Origin of the sequence: Propionispira raffinosivorans DSM 20765, assembly GCF_000381065.1 — a bacterium.
Lineage (GTDB): Bacteria > Bacillota > Negativicutes > Selenomonadales > Selenomonadaceae > Propionispira > Propionispira raffinosivorans.
This window is the reverse complement of the sequence record NZ_KB905857.1, coordinates 78,987-94,154: the sequence shown is the minus strand read 5'-3', so window position 1 is coordinate 94,154 and position 15,168 is coordinate 78,987. Positions and strand designations below refer to the sequence as shown.

Sequence of the window (15,168 nt, the reverse complement as noted above, 5' to 3'; positions counted from 1 at the left end):
CTTGAAGGGATCTGCTCCTAGTACGAGAGGACCGGAGTGGACGAACCAATGGTGTACCAATTATTGCGCCAGCAGTACAGTTGGGTAGCTACGTTCGGAAAGGATAAACGCTGAAAGCATCTAAGCGTGAAACCAGCCTTAAGATGAGGTTTCTCACAGAGCAATCTGGTAAGACCCCTTGAAGAAGACAAGGTAGATAGGTCGGGAGTGGAAGCGCAGTAATGTGTGCAGCGGACCGATACTAATAGGTCGAGGGCTTGACTTAAAGCCAGAACGAAAACTAAAATGCAAACATTTCTTTCTTCTGTATAGTTTTGAAAGAATATATCTTTCAAAAAGCCAAGGAAGTTCGTTGCAAGCAACGAACTAAGCGACTTACACAAAACGAAAGTTTTGGTTCGCTGCTTATGAGAGAACATCTCACGAGAGATCAAACTCTCGCAAAACAAAATAAATCCAGTGACGATAGCCAAGTGGACCCACCTGTTCCCATACCGAACACAGTAGTTAAGCACTTGAACGTCGAAAGTACTTGGGTGGAAACGCCCTGGGAGGATAGAAAGTTGCTGGTTGCAAGTCATTTTTGACTTTGAATCATGGTGGTTGTGGTGAAGTGGTTAACACGCCGGATTGTGGCTCCGGTATTCGAGGGTTCGATTCCCTTCAGTCACCCCATATTCTAGGGGCATAGCTCAATTGGTAGAGTAGTGGTCTCCAAAACCATTGGTTGAGGGTTCAAGTCCTTCTGCCCCTGCCATTAAAAATGAATAGTTTTTATCTGCGGAGTGGTACTCAAGTGGCTGAAGAGGACGGTTTGCTAAATCGTTAGACGCGCAAGCGTGCGAGAGTTCGAACCTCTCCCACTCCGCCATTTAATTTAATCATTAATAGGTGTCAATCTATATAGAAAACACATACAAAATATTTTGTATGTGTTTTTTTGTGTTCAATTTTATATAGAAATTAAACAATTTATTTTATGAGTAATGGAATATATACTATGATTTTTATAGAAATGAATAGATTCTTGTTAAAAATAGATGAGTATAATATAATTATATTATACTATTAGATTATGTACTAAAGTATTATAATTAATTAAAAATTGTCAGTCTGTAAAAAGTACACAAAATTAATTAATTCTTTTTACTAGACGAATAAAGGAAATGATACTCGCAGATTCGTTATGAACATATTATTAAAAGTTATAATATGAGTATGCAATTATAAGTATAGATTTTTCTTTTGATTCGGTATATAATGGAATAAAATTTAATATTGTATTATTTTAGTTTTGTTTTATATGTACGGAAGAGTAAGTTGTTTTCACAAAGTGATTACTTTTATTTACAAGAACGATGGCAAATAGGTAATCTGAAATAAAATATAAATAGCTTCTTTACTTTGTTAAGGAAGCTTTTATAGTATTTAAATACCTTCATGAAAATACCTGAAAGGCAGGCGATGTAAAGATTGAATGAGATTTTATCTGTAGTTGCATTTGCAGACGAGGACAGAAGAGGAGGGTTATAGTGAAGAGAGAATCAATGTGGGAAGTCTACCTGAGAAAGGGCATGAATCGTCGTAGTTTTATCAAATCATGTGTTGCACTTACCAGTATTTTAGGGCTTAGTACAGATATGCTGTCAACCGTGGTGGCAGCAGCAGAAAAAAATGCTTTACCGGTTGTTATATGGCTTCATGGGCATGAATGTACGGGTTGTGATGAGTCATTTTTAAGATCGGAAACACCACTCACGTCAGATGTTGTATTAAATATGATTTCTTTGGAATACAGCCATGCACTAAGTGCATCCGCAGGGGAACCATTCGAAGCACATCTCCATGAAATTATGGAACAGTTTAAGGGAAAATATATTTTAGCAGTCGAAGGTGCCGTCGCGACAGCCGACAATGGAATTTACTGCATGACTGGGGGCAGACCTTTTGTCGAAGTGGTCAAAGAAGTAGCGAAAAATGCAGCAGCTATTATTGAATATGGATCTTGTGCTACCTGGGGAGGAATTCAGGCTGCAAAACCAAATCCGACTGGCTCGGTTAGTGTAACAGATGTAGTTGGGAATAAACCTATTGTCAAAGTTCCAGGCTGCCCACCAATACCGGAAGTTATGACGGGTGTTATTATGCATTATGCATTATTTGGTCAATTACCGCCACTCGATAGTGAAGGCCGACCAAAACAATTTTTTGCGAATCGTATTCATGATACGTGTTACCGTCGTCCGTTTTTTGATGCAGGAATGTTTGCGGAAAAATTTGACGATGCTGGCTCGAAAGCAGGCTGGTGTTTATATAAATTGGGCTGTCGTGGACCAGAAACATATAACTCGTGTGGTAATATGAGATGGTGGAACGGTTTGTCCTATCCAATTCAATCAGGTCATGGTTGTATTGGTTGTAGTAACCCTAACTTTTGGGATGATGCACCGTTTTATAACCGTCTGCCGTCCTATGAACCAGTCGGTGATATCGATAAAGTTGGCGCAGCCGTGGCTGGGTTGACTGTTGCTGGTGTAGCAGTTCATGCAGTTGCATCTGTTATACAAAAGAAAAAACATCAGGCGGATGGAAATAAACCTGAAGATAAGAAGGTGGATTGATGAAACGAGTCGTAGTCGACCCGGTAACCCGTATTGAAGGGCATTTAAGGGTAGAGGTAAAGCTAGATGAAACTACAGGAAAAGTAGAAGACGCACTGTCCAGCGGCACAGCTTGGCGCGGATTAGAGCTTATTATGAATGATCGGGATCCACGTGATGCGTGGGCATTTATTCAAAGAATTTGCGGTGTATGTACGACGGCACATGCGTTATCTTCATTACGCGCAGTAGAAGATGCGTTGCAAATCGAAATTCCGCGTAATGCGAATTATATAAGAAATATCATGGCTGCTTCACAATCCGTACAAGATCATGTGATCCATTTTTACCACTTGCATGCCTTGGACTGGGTCAGCCCTGTTTCGGCATTAAAGGCAGATCCAGCGGCAACGGCAGCTTTACAAAATACAATTTTAGAAACATATAAATTACCATTTGCAGGTCCTATTGAATTTGATACGAATGCTTATCCGAAAGAATTTCCTAAGTCAACAACTGTATATTTCAAAGCAATGCAAGACAAAATTAAAAAAATCGTTGAAAGCGGTCAATTGGGTATTTTTGCTGCTCAGTGGTGGGATCATCCTGATTATGACATTTTGCCGCCAGAAGTACATCTTATGGCAGTGGCACATTATCTGGAAATGTTAGATAAGCAACGTGACATCGTTACATCACATGTTGTATTTGGGGGTAAAAATCCACATCCACATTATGTAGTCGGTGGAATGTCTTGTTCAATTTCAATGAATGATATGAATGCACCAGTCAACACGGAACGTCTGGCGGTTGTGGATCGTTCTATCAACACGACAATTGATTTAGTGAATTATTTCTATGTACCAGACATTTTAGCTATTGGACAGTTATACGTCAAAAAAGGTTATATTGATGGTGGCGGTTTGGCTAAAGAACGTGTTATCGGTTTTGGCGATTATCCTGATGATACTTTTTCGGGAACAACCAACGGAAGTTTCCATAAAAACTTGTTACTGCGGTCCAATGGTATTGTTGAAAACTTTGCCAAGGGCGTAGAAGCGGCGACTTTTTATGAATTTAAACCAGAAGATTTATCGGATCCGGATGTTTTAAATGAAGGGGTTGAACACTCTTGGTATAAATATCCAGATGCAGAAGGAAAAGATTTACATCCTTGGGATGGTGTAACAAAAGCAAATTACACTGGACCAAAAGAAGGCACCAAGACAAATTGGAAAACATTAGATGAAGAAGGCAAATACTCTTGGCTTAAAACACCAAAATGGCGAGGCAAAATGGCAGAAGTTGGTCCACTAGCTCGTTATATTATTATTTATACCAAGATGAAAAAAGGGTTATTGCCAGAACCAACTTGGGTCGAAAAAATGATTGTTGATCAAATTGAGGCTGTATCAAAAGTTTTGAACCTGAAACCAGAAGTGTGGATGACAACTATGGTCGGACGTACCGCAGTTCGTGGTTTGGAATCCCAGATTCACGCGTATGTTGGCAAATATTTCTTTGATAAATTGGTTAAAAATATTAAATCTGGTGATACTGCTGTTGCCAATATGACAAAATGGGATCCTTCGACTTGGCCAAAAGAATGCAAAGGTGTAGGGTTATATGAAGCACCACGTGGTTCGTTAAGTCATTGGGTTGTAATTAAAGATGGGAAAATAAGCAATTATCAAGCGGTTGTTCCAACTACTTGGAATGCATGCCCACGTGATGGAAAAGCCGGTCATGGTGCTTATGAAATGGCTATGATGGATACAAAAGTTAAGATTGCTGATAAACCATTGGAAATTTTGAAAGTAGTTCGTTCCTTTGACCCATGTATGGCTTGTGCAACGCATTTATATAATGCTGCGGGTAAAAAATTACGGGTAGTAACGACCGATCCGTATCTCGGAACAAAAACCGAATGAAGGGTTTGCAGAACTTTTTACAACCAAATATCAGGAAAGGAAAAGCTGCGAGTCAGACTTGTAGCCGGGAGCAACTGTCATGAGTGAAAATTATCGAAAGGTATATTATATATTTAGCCCATTTTTACGTATTTTTCACTGGATTATGGTACTTTGTATTATTACTCTTTTTTTCACTGGATTATATATTACGAAACCGATATCGGGTGGTGTAAATGGAGAACCAACTTTTGGTGCTATGGTTTTGTCATTGAATATGATCCGCAATATACATTTTTTAGCAGCCTTTACGTTGACGGCTTCCTTTATTTTGAAAATTTATGGCTTTATTGTAAATAAAGGTGATCGTTTATTTCCGCGCGTATGGGAAAAGAGCTTTTGGCTGTGTATGATGGATGTTTCTCTTCATTATATGTTGATTCAGCCAACACATAAGTCATATTTGCGTAATTCATTGGCGAGAATGTCTTATGTTGCTTTGTATTTGATGATTCTGGTTGAAATATTAACGGGCTTTGCTATGTATTTGATGGTAAATCCAAATGGTATGGGTGCTTTTTTATTTGGCTGGATTAATCCAATGGTTGGTGGTGAGTTTACGGTTCACTTGATTCATCATTATGTGGCGTGGTTGATTGTTTTATCGGCCATTGGTCATGTATATATGGTAATTAGATCCGAATTTATGGAAGGCGAAGGTGAAGTTTCGAGTATGTTTTCCGGGGTGAAGGCATTGAGTCATGAACCGGTTGATATTGGTGAAATTATTGATAAAAAAACAGAAACTGTAAAATAATGTAGTTGTAGGAGGTATTTTATGTGTAAGGAATGTGGCTGCTCGGGACAAAGCAGTAATACCAAAATTCAGTTTTTTGTAAAAGGCTATAAAGAAGATATTGTGGATGAAGTAGAACGTACTTTATTGGGGCTGCCAGGAGTGTATCATGTACATATCCATGCCCATGATGGTGAAACGACGATTGATTATAATCCAGCAAAAACAAGATTATCAGAAATAACAGCAATTTTCTCTGAACGTGGGTTAGATGCCGTTATTTAAAAAGAACAGCCGGGCGTAAGCCCGGCTGTGGAGGTTTTATATGCATGAAATGGCAATAGCAGAGGGGATTTTAGATATTGTTTTAGATTATGCAGCACGTAATCAGGCAACGAAGGTAACTAAAATTCAGCTGCTTTTGGGGGAAATGAGTGGAGTCGAAACGGATGCTTTGCAATTTTGCTTTGAAGCATTGTCAAAAAAAACACTGGCGGAAGGTACAAATCTTACATTGCATAGAGTACCACTTATGGGGCATTGCAAAGATTGTGATACCACGACTCAGATAGAACGATATCGATTTTTGTGTCCGCATTGTGATTCGGCAAATCTAGAAATTGTGTCGGGTAGAGAACTTCAAGTAGAGTTTTTGGAGGTAGACTGATGGAAATTCAGGTGATGGAAGATATTTTAGGGAAAAATGATCAGATCGCCATGGAAAACCAGGTTCTGTTCAAAAAAGAAGGCATTTTTGTCTTGAATTTATTGGGTTCACCAGGTTCAGGCAAAACATCTTTGTTAGAAAAAACCATGGCAGCGCTAAAAGATGAAATACATATGGCGGTTATTGAAGGCGATTTATTTACTTCAAAAGATGCGGATCGTATTGCACAATATGGTGTACCAGTTATACAAATCAATACAAGCGGTGGATGCCACCTGGATGCATTGATGGTACAAAAAGTATTGCAAAAATTAGATTTAGTCAACTTAGACCTGTTAATTATTGAAAATGTTGGTAATCTTGTTTGTCCAGCAGAATTTAATATAGGTGAAGATTCAAAAGCAGTGGTTTTGAGTATCACTGAAGGCGATGATAAACCATTGAAGTACCCGTTGATTTTTAAAGAATCTGCTATTGTCGTATTAAATAAAGTAGACCTCCTGCCTTATACAAATTTTGATATGGCAGCGGCGCAAAATGATATTACAAGCATTCATCCGCAAATCAATGTTCTAGAAGTTTCTTGCCAGAAAGAAACTGGACTTCTTGCCTGGTATGACTGGCTGCGCAGCAAAACAGCGGCGAAAAAAGCGTTGTGTACGGAGGGGGAAATATGAGCGACATTACCTTGTTAGGAATTGGCAATATTATATTGAAAGATGAAGGCTTTGGGGTATGGACGATTGATAAAATGCAAAAGCGTTATGAATTTCCAGCACAAGTACAGCTTTTAGATGGTGGTACACTCGGGCTGGAATTGATGCGTTTTGTTAGTGGATCGAAAAAAATGCTCGTTATTGATGCAATCAATGGCAATGGAAAACCGGGGGATTTTTTCTTTTTTACCGGTGATCAGGTACAAGCGTATTTTCAAGAAAAGATATCCATGCATGAATTGGGAATTCAAGATGTATTGTCTGCATTGCAAGTGGTAGATGAACCAATTGATGAGGTTATTGTTATGGGAGTGCAGCCATTTGTTGTTTCTCCCGGAATAGAAATGACTCCGGAAATGGATGCAGTTGTTGATAAGACCATTGAAATTGTTTTGGATCAATTGAAAAAGTGGGATATTATCCCTACTTTAAGGAAAGCAGAAAGTCTAACTGTATGAAGCGGGTCGGTATTCGTGTTAAGGGTATTGTTCAAGGGGTAGGTTTTCGTCCTTTTGTTTATCGTTTAGCCAAAAATTTTGGCTTGCATGGCTGGATCTTAAATGATGAACAAGGTGTTCTGATTGAAATTCAGGGAACGGAAACTGCTTTGGCAAGTTTTTTGGAAGATTTGCCTGTTAAAGCTCCGGCCATGGCTAAAATTGAAGAGATTGTAACTAATTTTATAGCATTGCAGAGAGACGAGGCTTTTATCATTAAAGAGAGCATCTCATCGGCTGATAGAGCGACTTTTATCTCGCCAGATATTGCGACGTGTTCAGACTGTCGCCACGATCTGAGTCATCCGGAAAATCGTCGTTTTGGTTATGCATTCACAAATTGTACGAATTGCGGTCCGCGATATTCGATTATTAAAGATGTTCCCTATGATCGTCCGCAGACAACGATGGAGCCTTTTTTGATGTGTAAGTCCTGTCAGTCAGAATATGATAATCCGGATGATCGGCGATTTCATGCTCAGCCGAATGCCTGCCAAAAGTGTGGACCGTTATATGCACTTTTAGATCAAAGTGGAAATGAAATGGCTGTGACGGATCCATTGAAAATGGCACATTCGTTTATAAAGCAGGGGTCAATTTTGGCCGTTAAGGGAATTGGCGGGTATCATTTAGCTTGTGATGCAAAAAATTCGTTCACTGTTAGATCCTTAAGAACTCGTAAGATTCGTGAGGATAAACCATTTGCTGTTATGTGTGGTAGTATAGAAGCGGTTCACCGAATTTGTTTTTTGTCAACAGAAGAAGAGATCTTATTGACTGGACCAATTGGTCCGATTGTTTTATTGCGAAAAAGAGCAGTCGAGACTTTGGCTGATGATATTGCAGGCGGAAATCCGTATCTCGGGGTGATGCTTCCTTATGCTCCAGTGCATTTCTTGCTTTTGGACCCGGATGATGTTTGGGTCATGACAAGTGGAAATCAAAGTGCAGAACCAATTATTTATAAAGATGATGAGGTATATCCAAAATTAAAAGGTATTGCGGATTATTTTTTAGTTCATAATCGTGAAATCCATTGCCGTGTTGATGATTCTGTTGTAAGGGTATTTCGCAAACGGCCCTATTTATTGCGGCGCAGCCGTGGGTTCGCGCCAGCACCTATACATTTGCATAAAGATGGTCTGTCTGTGCTTGCTTGCGGTGGTGAGGCCAAAAATACTTTTTGCTTGACGAAGGGGCGGGAAGCTTTCGTCAGTGAACATATCGGTGATTTGGAAAATCAACAGACCTTGTTATCTTACCAAAAATCGATCGAACATTATCGGCGTTTGTTTGGTATTGATCCTGAAGTTGTCGTTTGTGATCTGCATCCCGAATATTTATCAACAAAATATGCCAAACAACTTACTATACCATCAATTGGGGTTCAACATCATTATGCACATATTGTCTCAGTTCTTGCCGAGCATAATGTTAACGATCCAGTAATCGGGGTTGCCTTTGATGGTACGGGGTATGGTGATGATGGAACGTTATGGGGCGGCGAATTTTTGCTAGCAGACTGCCATAGTTATGAGCGTTTGGCACATTGTTCCTATTTGCCTCTGCCTGGCGGAGAAAAGGCAGTTCGGCAGCCTTGGCGTCAGGCTGTATGGATTTTACAGGAGCTTTATGGGGTGGATTTTTCATCACATAAAGCCAATCGAATTAAAAATATACCAAATGGCTGGAAACTGCTGCTGCAAGCCACAGCGAAAGGCATTAATGCCCCCTTATCATCGAGCGCTGGACGTCTGTTTGATACAGCTGCGGCACTTCTAGGCTTACGGCTCTATAATAATTATGAAGGGCAGGCTGCCATAGAACTGGAAATGGCTGCACATGGTGCTGTTGGGGAAATTTTACCTTATGATATTACTTCGACAAATGAACTTGACTTCAGACCAACCTTCGCCGCATTGACGAATCGTCAGGCAGCAATTGGAGATTTAGCAGCAGCTTTTCATACAACGATGGCGGATGCAATTGTTGTGATGATTCGGCGTTTGCATAAAATGACGGGGGTATCGACGGTTGCTTTAAGCGGAGGCGTATTTCAAAATATGACATTATTACAGCAAGTGATTCGTATGTTGGAAATAGATTTTACTGTTTTGCTTAATCGACAAGTTCCTCCCAATGATGGAGGATTGTCTTTAGGGCAGGCAGTGGTTGCACGAGAAAGGAGGCGTTAAAATGTGCTTGGCAGTACCAGCAAAAATTATTGATAAAAAAGATCAAATGGCCGTTGTGGAAGTCAACAGCATTCAACGTCAGGTAAGTCTTATGTTATTGCCGGAAGCGGGAATTGGTGATTTTGTATTGATTCATGCGGGTTTTGCAATTCAGGCTATTGATGAAGAGGAAGCCACTCTGACAAATCAACTGCTTAGGGAGATGAATGGGAGTGCCTGAACATAATAATGAAACAAAAGAAATGGCACAGTTTCTCATTCGTGAGATCGATCGCCTGGTTACGAAACCAGTGCGGTTGATGGAAGTTTGCGGTACACATACGGTAGCCATTTTTCGGGCGGGTATAAGACAATTACTGCCACCACAGGTCGATTTGGTGAGTGGACCTGGCTGTCCGGTTTGCGTTACACCGGACGAATACATAGATAAAGCGGTTGCTTATGCGAGATGCGAAGATGTAATTTTGACTACATTTGGCGATATGCTACGTGTTCCCGGCTCAACATCAAGCTTGGGCGAAGTAAAAGCGACTGGTGCAGATATTCGAGTTGTTTATTCACCATTGGAAAGTCTTACGATAGCGGCACAAAATCCACACAAAAAAATTATTTTTTTGGCAGTTGGTTTTGAAACAACGGCACCTACTGCAGCGGCTACCGTACTGGCAACAAAAAAACAAAATTTGACGAATTTATTTTTATTGTCTTCTCATAAAATAGTTCCTCCGGCACTCAAAGTTTTACTGGCAGATCCAGCAGTCAAAATTGATGGCTTTTTATTGCCGGGCCATGTTTGTGCTATTACAGGAGAAAGACCGTTTGATTTTTTACCGAAAACATATCATATGCCAGCAGTGGTTGCTGGTTTTGAACCGTTAGAGATTTTGCGGACGATTTATCGATTGGCGAGGCAGATTCATGATGATCAGCCGGCTATAGAAAATGAATATAAGCGAATTGTGAAACCGGACGGTAATCCGGCCGCCAGACAAATTTTATCGGAAGTTTATGAACCAACAGACGCAGTCTGGCGTGGGATCGGTATGATCCCGAATTCAGGACTGCGGATGAAAGAGCAATATTCTGCATTTGATGCACAGGTGGTTTTGCCGATGGTAACAAAAACCATTACAAAGAAAACGGCCTGTCATTGTGGTGAAGTACTGCGCGGCATCATTAAACCAACGGCTTGCCAATTGTTTGGCAAGGCTTGCGTTCCTGAACACCCAATTGGAGCCTGCATGGTATCTGTTGAAGGATCTTGTGCGGCATGGTATAAATATGGAAGCGGGAGATATACATATGGAACATGAAAAGATTTGTTTGGCTCATGGAAGCGGCGGAAAACTTAGCCAAGAGTTAGTGGAGCAGGTAATCTTACCGGCATTTGGCAATCCGCTGCTTAATGAGTTACATGATGGAGCTTCGGTAAATATGGCAGGGACGAATGTGGCGTTTACAACGGATTCATATGTTGTGAAACCTTTATTTTTTGCTGGTGGTAACATTGGTAAATTGGCTGTTTGTGGTACCGTTAATGATTTGGCAATGACTGGTGCGGTGCCACGGTATCTTTCAGTGGGACTTATTCTGGAAGAGGGATTTTTCATGGATGATCTCCGGAAAATTGTGGAGTCGATGCGTCTGGCGGCGAAAGAAGCCAATGTGCTCATTGTTACCGGGGATACGAAAGTCGTTAATAAAGGTGCAGCAGATGGAATCTTTATCAATACAGCGGGGATTGGTGATATAATACCTGGCAGTCATATTTCACCGAAGTGTGTTAAGCCGGGGTGTGATGTCATTGTCAGTGGCTATATTGGTGATCATGCAACGACTATTATGGCAGGGCGTCATGAATTAGTTTTACCGGCAATACTGCAAAGTGATTGTGCGCCACTGAACGGTTTGGTACAGAAAATGCTCAAAGCTGTGCCGCAAATAGCAGCTTTACGCGACCCGACACGTGGTGGCGTAGCAGCTACGCTAAATGAAATTGCCGAGCAATCGAAAACCGGAATTTTACTACAAGAAAATGCCATACCTGTGCGTTCGGAAGTACAGGGAGTTTGTGAAATACTGGGCTTTGATCCACTGTATCTGGCAAACGAAGGTAAAATGTTGGTTTTTGTTGATGCAAAATACACGAAAACTTTACTTGACGTAATGCATCAGCATCCTTATGGCAAAGATGCCTGCGTTATTGGAAAAGTAACGAACGAATCGATAGGTCAAGTCGGCCTGCAAACCAATATTGGTGGTATCCGTATTGTTGATATGCCATTGGGCGGACAAATTCCACGAATTTGTTAAAATTCAAGAAATACTGCCGAAATTTTGGCAGTATTTTTTAGTTTAATATAGTTTTTGATGTTTTATATAAATATTTATATGAATATTTTATACAAAACATCTTTTTTTTATGCGAATTTATGTAAAAACAAAATTAAAAAGTAAATATAACGATAATTTATTTTAAAAATATAATAATTTTACTTTAAATTTAAAATAGTTATTGAAATATTTATATAAAAGTATTATAATAACGCTGAGAAATAAAACTAAATATTTTGAATTATCTTAACTGAGTTAGCATGTACTGGTAATATAAATAAGATTTTATTGGAGGAATAAATAATGGCATTACTTAAATTAGGTTTTGCACCGACTAGAAGAAGTATTTTTAGTGCACCGGATGCGATCAAATACAGAGGTTTGATTAGTGAGCGACTAAAAGAACTTGGTATTGAATTTGTTGATATTAGCGATGTTAATGATGAAGGTTTATTATATGATGATGCTGGTTTACTTAAAATAGTCGAAAAATTCAAAAAAGAAAAGATAGATGGACTCTTTTTGCCGCATTGTAATTTTGGTACTGAATATGAGTGCGCAAGACTGGCGAAAGAGTTAAATGTTCCTGTTTTGTTATGGGGGCCGCTTGATGAAAGACCGGATGAAAATGGTGTACGCCTTCGTGATACACAATGTGGTTTGTTCGCTACGGGAAAAGTTCTCAGAAGATTTCGCGTTCCATTTACATATATGACAAATTGTCGCTTACATGATCCTGTTTTTGAACGGGGAATCAAAGACTTTATGGCAGTTTGTAATGTTGTGAAAACGTTTCAGCATATTCGCATTTTGCAAATTTCAACACGTCCATTTGATTTTTGGTCGACCATGTGCAATGAAGGTGAACTTCTCGAAAAATTTAATATTCAGCTGGCACCGATACCGATGCCGGAGCTCACCAAAGCTGTTAAAGCAGCAAAAAAAGAAGAAGGCAGTGAAGTCACTAAGACAATCGAGTATTTACGAGCGCATATGGAAATCAAGATTCGAGATGAGGAACTTGAAAATGTGGCAGCTCTTAAGGTTGCGATGCAAAACCTGATCAAAAAATATGATTGTAATGCAGTTGCATTGCAATGCTGGAATGAATTGCAGTCTGAACTTGGTATCATGCCTTGTGCTGCGAATGCACTGCTGAACGACGAAGGGATTCCCGTTGTCTGTGAAACAGATATCCATGGTGCGATTACTGCTCTTTTGGTAGAAGCCGCTGGCATGGATGAAACGAGATCGTTTTTTGCTGATTGGACGATTCGTCATCCGGATCTGCCAAATGGAGAGTTGCTCCAGCATTGTGGTCCATGGCCGATTTCAATCGCCAAAGAGAAACCAACGCTTACATATCCTTTGGCTTTTGACTATCCAGGAAGCATTACGGCAGAAGCAAAACACGGTTCATTGACTCTTTGTCGTTTTGATGGTGATAATGGTGAATATTCCATGCTATTAGGAAATGCTAAGGGGGTTGATGGACCAAAGGGAATGGGAACATATCTTTGGATTGTTGTAGATAATATTAAACGACTGGAAGAAAAAATTGTTTGTGGACCGTACATTCACCATTGTGTGGGAATTCATAAAAATATTGTGCCAATTCTTTACGAAGCTTGTAAATATATGAAAATCAAAGCGGATTTATATGATCCGATTGAAGAGGAAATTAAAGCATATTTGAGGGGGGAATAAATAATGAATTTGCAGTTAAAAGCATGTGATATTCGAAAAGATATTATCACCTTGATCCATCGTGCCAAAACGGGGCATATTGGCGGCGATTTAAGCGTAACGGACATTTTGGTTGCTTTATATTATAAGCATCTAAATGTGACACCGGAAAATACAGCCGATCCAAACCGTGATCGATTTATTTTAAGCAAAGGACATTCTGTGGAATCACTTTATTGTGTTTTAGCAGATTGTGGATTTTTTCCCAAGGAAGATTTAAAAACCTATTCAGCCTATGCTTCGAAATATATTGGTCACCCGAATAACAAAATTAATGGAATAGAAATGAATACCGGTTCACTAGGGCATGGTCTGTCTGTTGGTGTTGGCATGGCGCTGGCGGGGAAGATGGATAGGCTGGACTATCGTGTCTATGCAGTTATGGGGGATGGTGAGATGGAAGAAGGGTCGGTCTGGGAAGCGATTACGGCGGGGGCTCATTATAAGCTTGATAATTTAACCGCATTTGTCGATCGTAATCATTTACAGATTTCTGGTACGACAGAAAATGTTATGATGCAGGATAAACAAGAAGAACGCTGGGCGGCATTTGGCTGGCACGTAATTTCATCTTTGGGAAATGATATAGATGCTTTGGATAAGGCTATTACAGAAGCGAAAGCAACCAAAGGCGTGCCAACTGTAATTATTGCCAATACCACGAAAGGCTGTGGTGTTTCTTTTATGGAAAATCAAGCTGGCTGGCATCATCGAGTTCCAACGGATGCAGAATATGAACAAGCAATCAATGAATTGAACCAGAGGAGGGCTCAATATGAATAAAATTGCCAATAAGCAAGAAATTTGCAATGTGCTGTTGGAAGCTTCGGCTCAAGATAAAGACATCATTGTTTTGTGTAGTGATTCTCGTGGTTCGGCATCACTGGCTGATTTTGCCAAAGAACGACCAGCACAATTTGTTGAAGTGGGTATTGCGGAACAAAATCTAGTTTCAATTAGTGCCGGACTTGCCAGCTGTGGTAAAAAAGCTTTTGCTGTTTCACCGGCCAGTTTTTTAACAACGCGAAGTATGGAACAAGCGAAGGTCGATGTAGCTTATTCGAATACAAATGTTACATTGATTGGGATTAGCGGGGGCGTTAGCTATGGAGCATTGGGGATGACACATCATTCAGCAAATGATATTGCTGCGATGGCATCCATTCCCAATATGAGAGTCTATTTGCCCAGTGATCATCTACAGACCGGTAAGCTTATACGAGCACTTTTGCAGGATAAAAAACCGGCCTATGTCAGGGTAGGGCGCAATGCAGTGGAGCCGATTTATGATGCAGCGACGATTTCATTTGAAATGGATCGTGCGATGCTTGTAAATGAAGGTCAGGATGTTGCCATCATTGCCTGCGGAGAAATGGTGAAGCCAGCGAAAGATGCAGCAGAACTTTTAAGGAGTAAGGGCATTATGGCGAGGGTGCTCGATATGTACTGCGTAAAACCAATTGATGAAGCGGCTGTTATTAAAGCGGCCAAAGAAACGAAAGCAATTGTGACGGTTGAAGAGCACACGATATATGGCGGTCTGGGGTCGATGGTAAGCCAGATTACAGCGGCGCATTATCCAACCAAAGTTATCAATATGGCATTGCCGGATGTACCAGTCGTAACAGGGAAGTCACAGGAGGTTTTTGATCACTACGGATTGAATGCGGAAGGTATTGCAAAAACGGTAATGGAGTTGATCTGAAA

14 protein-coding genes, 3 tRNA genes and 2 rRNA genes are annotated in these 15,168 nt (G+C 40.2%); all 19 read left to right on the top strand.

Annotation, left to right across the window (positions count from 1 at the left end):
- A 23S ribosomal RNA gene (locus tag F606_RS0114315) occupies positions 1–265 on the top strand; the annotation flags it as partial.
- A gap of 190 nt (positions 266–455) precedes the next feature.
- Positions 456–572: ribosomal RNA gene (rrf, locus tag F606_RS0114310) — 5S ribosomal RNA — on the top strand.
- Positions 573–599: 27 nt separating this feature from the next.
- Positions 600–675: transfer RNA gene (locus F606_RS0114305), tRNA-His, on the top strand.
- A gap of 6 nt (positions 676–681) precedes the next feature.
- A tRNA-Trp gene (locus tag F606_RS0114300) sits at positions 682–757 on the top strand.
- Between the two features lie 25 nt (positions 758–782).
- Positions 783–871, top strand: a tRNA-Ser gene (locus F606_RS0114295).
- A gap of 658 nt (positions 872–1,529) precedes the next feature.
- Positions 1,530–2,621, top strand: a complete 1,092-nt coding sequence (locus F606_RS0114290) for a hydrogenase small subunit (protein ID WP_033368418.1) — start codon at positions 1,530–1,532, stop codon at positions 2,619–2,621.
- Positions 2,621–4,531, top strand: a complete 1,911-nt coding sequence (locus tag F606_RS0114285; protein WP_019554568.1) for a nickel-dependent hydrogenase large subunit — start codon at positions 2,621–2,623, stop codon at positions 4,529–4,531. The genes F606_RS0114290 and F606_RS0114285 overlap by 1 nt, the downstream gene beginning before the upstream one ends.
- Before the next feature lie 79 nt (positions 4,532–4,610).
- The gene (cybH, locus tag F606_RS0114280; protein ID WP_019554567.1) at positions 4,611–5,327 is read left to right on the top strand and encodes a Ni/Fe-hydrogenase, b-type cytochrome subunit; all 717 of its coding nucleotides are present in this window, start codon (positions 4,611–4,613) and stop codon (positions 5,325–5,327) included.
- Positions 5,328–5,348: 21 nt separating this feature from the next.
- Positions 5,349–5,591, top strand: a complete 243-nt coding sequence (locus F606_RS0114275) for a hypothetical protein (protein WP_019554566.1) — start codon at positions 5,349–5,351, stop codon at positions 5,589–5,591.
- 40 nt (positions 5,592–5,631) lie between these two features.
- The gene (gene hypA, locus F606_RS0114270) at positions 5,632–5,973 is read left to right on the top strand and encodes a hydrogenase maturation nickel metallochaperone HypA (protein WP_019554565.1); all 342 of its coding nucleotides are present in this window, start codon (positions 5,632–5,634) and stop codon (positions 5,971–5,973) included.
- On the top strand, positions 5,973–6,650 hold the full coding sequence (gene hypB, locus F606_RS0114265; RefSeq protein ID WP_019554564.1) for a hydrogenase nickel incorporation protein HypB: 678 nt from the start codon (positions 5,973–5,975) through the stop codon (positions 6,648–6,650). The genes hypA and hypB overlap by 1 nt, the downstream gene beginning before the upstream one ends.
- Positions 6,647–7,147, top strand: a complete 501-nt coding sequence (locus F606_RS0114260; protein ID WP_019554563.1) for a hydrogenase maturation protease — start codon at positions 6,647–6,649, stop codon at positions 7,145–7,147. The genes hypB and F606_RS0114260 overlap by 4 nt, the downstream gene beginning before the upstream one ends.
- Entirely contained in the window at positions 7,144–9,381 is a 2,238-nt protein-coding gene (gene hypF, locus F606_RS0114255; RefSeq protein ID WP_019554562.1) for a carbamoyltransferase HypF, read from the top strand. Before F606_RS0114260 ends, hypF begins: the two co-directional genes overlap by 4 nt.
- A gap of 1 nt (position 9,382) precedes the next feature.
- Positions 9,383–9,601 carry a HypC/HybG/HupF family hydrogenase formation chaperone gene (locus tag F606_RS0114250; protein ID WP_019554561.1) on the top strand — a complete coding sequence of 73 codons (219 nt, stop codon included), beginning with the start codon at positions 9,383–9,385 and terminating at the stop codon, positions 9,599–9,601.
- Positions 9,602–9,623: 22 nt separating this feature from the next.
- Complete coding sequence (hypD, locus tag F606_RS0114245) at positions 9,624–10,694, top strand: hydrogenase formation protein HypD (RefSeq protein WP_154651173.1); 1,071 nt, start codon at positions 9,624–9,626, stop codon at positions 10,692–10,694.
- Positions 10,684–11,694: a hydrogenase expression/formation protein HypE gene (gene hypE / locus F606_RS0114240; protein ID WP_019554559.1), complete on the top strand. Its 1,011-nt coding sequence runs from the start codon at positions 10,684–10,686 to the stop codon at positions 11,692–11,694. Before hypD ends, hypE begins: the two co-directional genes overlap by 11 nt.
- A 324-nt stretch (positions 11,695–12,018) precedes the next feature.
- Positions 12,019–13,422 (top strand): L-fucose/L-arabinose isomerase family protein, encoded by a 1,404-nt coding sequence (locus F606_RS0114235; RefSeq protein ID WP_019554558.1) that lies wholly within the window; start codon positions 12,019–12,021, stop codon positions 13,420–13,422.
- Positions 13,423–13,425: 3 nt separating this feature from the next.
- Positions 13,426–14,244 carry a transketolase gene (locus tag F606_RS0114230; RefSeq protein ID WP_019554557.1) on the top strand — a complete coding sequence of 273 codons (819 nt, stop codon included), beginning with the start codon at positions 13,426–13,428 and terminating at the stop codon, positions 14,242–14,244.
- Positions 14,237–15,166, top strand: coding sequence for a transketolase family protein (locus F606_RS0114225; protein ID WP_019554556.1), 930 nt, complete (start codon positions 14,237–14,239; stop codon positions 15,164–15,166). The genes F606_RS0114230 and F606_RS0114225 overlap by 8 nt, the downstream gene beginning before the upstream one ends.
- The last annotated feature ends 2 nt before the right edge of the window (positions 15,167–15,168 follow it).

Excerpts from the sequence above, each read along its gene's own strand:
- F606_RS0114285 (WP_019554568.1), top strand. The coding sequence starts at position 2,621 with ATGAAACGAGTCGTAGTCGACCCGGTAACCCGTATTGAAGGGCATTTA.
- cybH (WP_019554567.1), top strand. The coding sequence starts at position 4,611 with ATGAGTGAAAATTATCGAAAGGTATATTATATATTTAGCCCATTTTTA.
- F606_RS0114275 (WP_019554566.1), top strand. The coding sequence starts at position 5,349 with ATGTGTAAGGAATGTGGCTGCTCGGGACAAAGCAGTAATACCAAAATT.
- hypA (WP_019554565.1), top strand. The coding sequence starts at position 5,632 with ATGCATGAAATGGCAATAGCAGAGGGGATTTTAGATATTGTTTTAGAT.
- hypB (WP_019554564.1), top strand. The coding sequence starts at position 5,973 with ATGGAAATTCAGGTGATGGAAGATATTTTAGGGAAAAATGATCAGATC.
- F606_RS0114260 (WP_019554563.1), top strand. The coding sequence starts at position 6,647 with ATGAGCGACATTACCTTGTTAGGAATTGGCAATATTATATTGAAAGAT.
- hypF (WP_019554562.1), top strand. The coding sequence starts at position 7,144 with ATGAAGCGGGTCGGTATTCGTGTTAAGGGTATTGTTCAAGGGGTAGGT.
- F606_RS0114250 (WP_019554561.1), top strand. The coding sequence starts at position 9,383 with ATGTGCTTGGCAGTACCAGCAAAAATTATTGATAAAAAAGATCAAATG.
- hypD (WP_154651173.1), top strand. The coding sequence starts at position 9,624 with ATGGCACAGTTTCTCATTCGTGAGATCGATCGCCTGGTTACGAAACCA.
- hypE (WP_019554559.1), top strand. The coding sequence starts at position 10,684 with ATGGAACATGAAAAGATTTGTTTGGCTCATGGAAGCGGCGGAAAACTT.
- F606_RS0114235 (WP_019554558.1), top strand. The coding sequence starts at position 12,019 with ATGGCATTACTTAAATTAGGTTTTGCACCGACTAGAAGAAGTATTTTT.
- F606_RS0114230 (WP_019554557.1), top strand. The coding sequence starts at position 13,426 with ATGAATTTGCAGTTAAAAGCATGTGATATTCGAAAAGATATTATCACC.
- F606_RS0114225 (WP_019554556.1), top strand. The coding sequence starts at position 14,237 with ATGAATAAAATTGCCAATAAGCAAGAAATTTGCAATGTGCTGTTGGAA.